Source organism: Nitritalea halalkaliphila LW7, from assembly GCF_000265075.1.
Lineage (GTDB): Bacteria > Bacteroidota > Bacteroidia > Cytophagales > Cyclobacteriaceae > Nitritalea > Nitritalea halalkaliphila.
The window spans coordinates 1-1,801 of record NZ_AJYA01000107.1 but is presented as its reverse complement, the minus strand read 5'-3'; the positions used below and the strand labels follow the sequence as shown (position 1 = coordinate 1,801).

General features: G+C 42.1%; 2 protein-coding genes. Both read left to right on the top strand.

Annotated elements, in window-relative coordinates:
- The first annotated feature begins 146 nt into the window (after positions 1-146).
- Positions 147-659 (top strand): hypothetical protein, encoded by a 513-nt coding sequence (locus A3SI_RS19545; RefSeq protein ID WP_193782431.1) that lies wholly within the window; start codon positions 147-149, stop codon positions 657-659.
- Positions 660-848: 189 nt separating this feature from the next.
- The coding region (locus tag A3SI_RS16610) for a hypothetical protein (RefSeq protein ID WP_009057804.1) at positions 849-1,801 on the top strand (953 nt) is incomplete at its 3' end.

Below are 1,801 nucleotides of genomic sequence, written 5' to 3'. Positions count from 1 at the left end.
TAGAGGCGGTGAATCTCAAAATAAACCATAAATTTGTTTAAATACACATTCATAAAGTGCTAGTTTTGATACGCTAGCAAAATAGTCCAAAATCCTTAGGGGCATGCCCCTAAGGGATTATTGGTGGTGCATTCTTGTTGCCAAATATGGTGCAGTCTTATTTACCGAAATTGGTGCAGTTGTATTTACCGATTACACGCATGTTTATTTTGAATGTGGCAGGTCTTCCAGTTCTGAAGGAGTACAGCTTAGCGGGTGAGTTGCAGGCGATACATCCGCTCTCTCCTCCTTCATTCGATACGGAGATTGGTTTCTACCAGTCGGATCCATTTGCCTCCCCGCTTACGGATCAAATGAATGGGCTTGCCTTAGATCCAGCTGATCCTCGGGATATTTTATATGCGAGTTTTCATTCTTTTGACACGCGAGAACGTTCATCGTATGGACTGTCCACGTATCGATGGATTATTTTACGGATAGACTTAGATGCCAAAACGATTCAAGAGGTACCTATTGCTGGTAAGGAGCACCTTGAACTTAGCTGTGAATTAATACCGCAGGTCAAAGGAGATACACTCCATGTCTTGATGCGTGATCAGGATGAGGCGCTTTACCTGAAGCGCTTGGTTATCGGAGAGGTTTCCGGTTCAGGGGAGTGATTCAACCTTCATGCAGGTGACAGACGCTTATGCTGTACCTTGTAAACTTAAAAAGGTGAATAAAGGAGGTGCCACAGCTGTCTATGATTGTGGTGAACATGGAGAAGTCACAGTGGCTCTTGGAACTACAGTCACTTCTTAAGTCAACAAAAATTGGGAGAATCCCCCAATTCACCAAAAACAAATGATATGCGCTATCTAATTTTATCTTTTTGGCTGTGTGTGTTTTTTCTCGCTGCCTGTTCCTCTGACGCAGAGCGCGAGCCATTTACTCTGACGGAGGGTGCTATCGTTTTTCGCGATTCTCTTGCGATCGATGATAGTGATTTCAGCTTTTCATTTGTTTTTAATCCAAGAATTTTTCAGGATACTCTTTTGGGGTTTGGGGATGGAACCTTTCGGAGTATCAATCTCTTTCATGCGCGAACTGGAGCCTTCTTGACGAATTATGAACGAGATAGTATCGATTCCTACATTATTCCTGAAAAGGACATGTCATTTTTTTACGTCCATGAGGACGAGATTTACATTTTAAATGATCTTGTTCAAAAAATTTTCGTTTTTACATTAGATAAGCAGTTTAAGCGAAAGATTGATTTGGTTATGCCGGATGCGCACACCAAGCCCACCTATGAGGGGATATTTACACGCGTAGACGACACTTTTTATATTAGCACAGTACATGATGGGACCTTAGCTGAACAGTTTAAATACTCTAAATTGGTCAGTGTTTTTGATTTGGAGGGGAATTTTTCACATAGTTTTGGTTCTTATCCGGAGAGTTACACGCAAGGAAACTTGGTTTTAAGCACAAATGAGCATAAAGTAATCAAGGGAGATCGCATGTTTATTTTGAATGTGGCAGGTCTTCCAGTTCTGAAGGAGTACAGCTTAGCGGGTGAGTTGCAGGCGATATATCCTCTCTCTCCTCCTTCATTCGATACTGAGATTGGTTTCTACCAGTCGGATCCATTTGCCTCCCCGCTTACGGATCAAATGAATGGGCTTGCCTTAGATCCAGCTGATCCTCGGGATATTTTATATGCGAGTTTTTCTTCCTTTGACACGCGGGAACGTTCATCGTATGGACTGTCCACATATCGATGGATTATTTTACGAATAGACTTAGATGCCAAAACGAT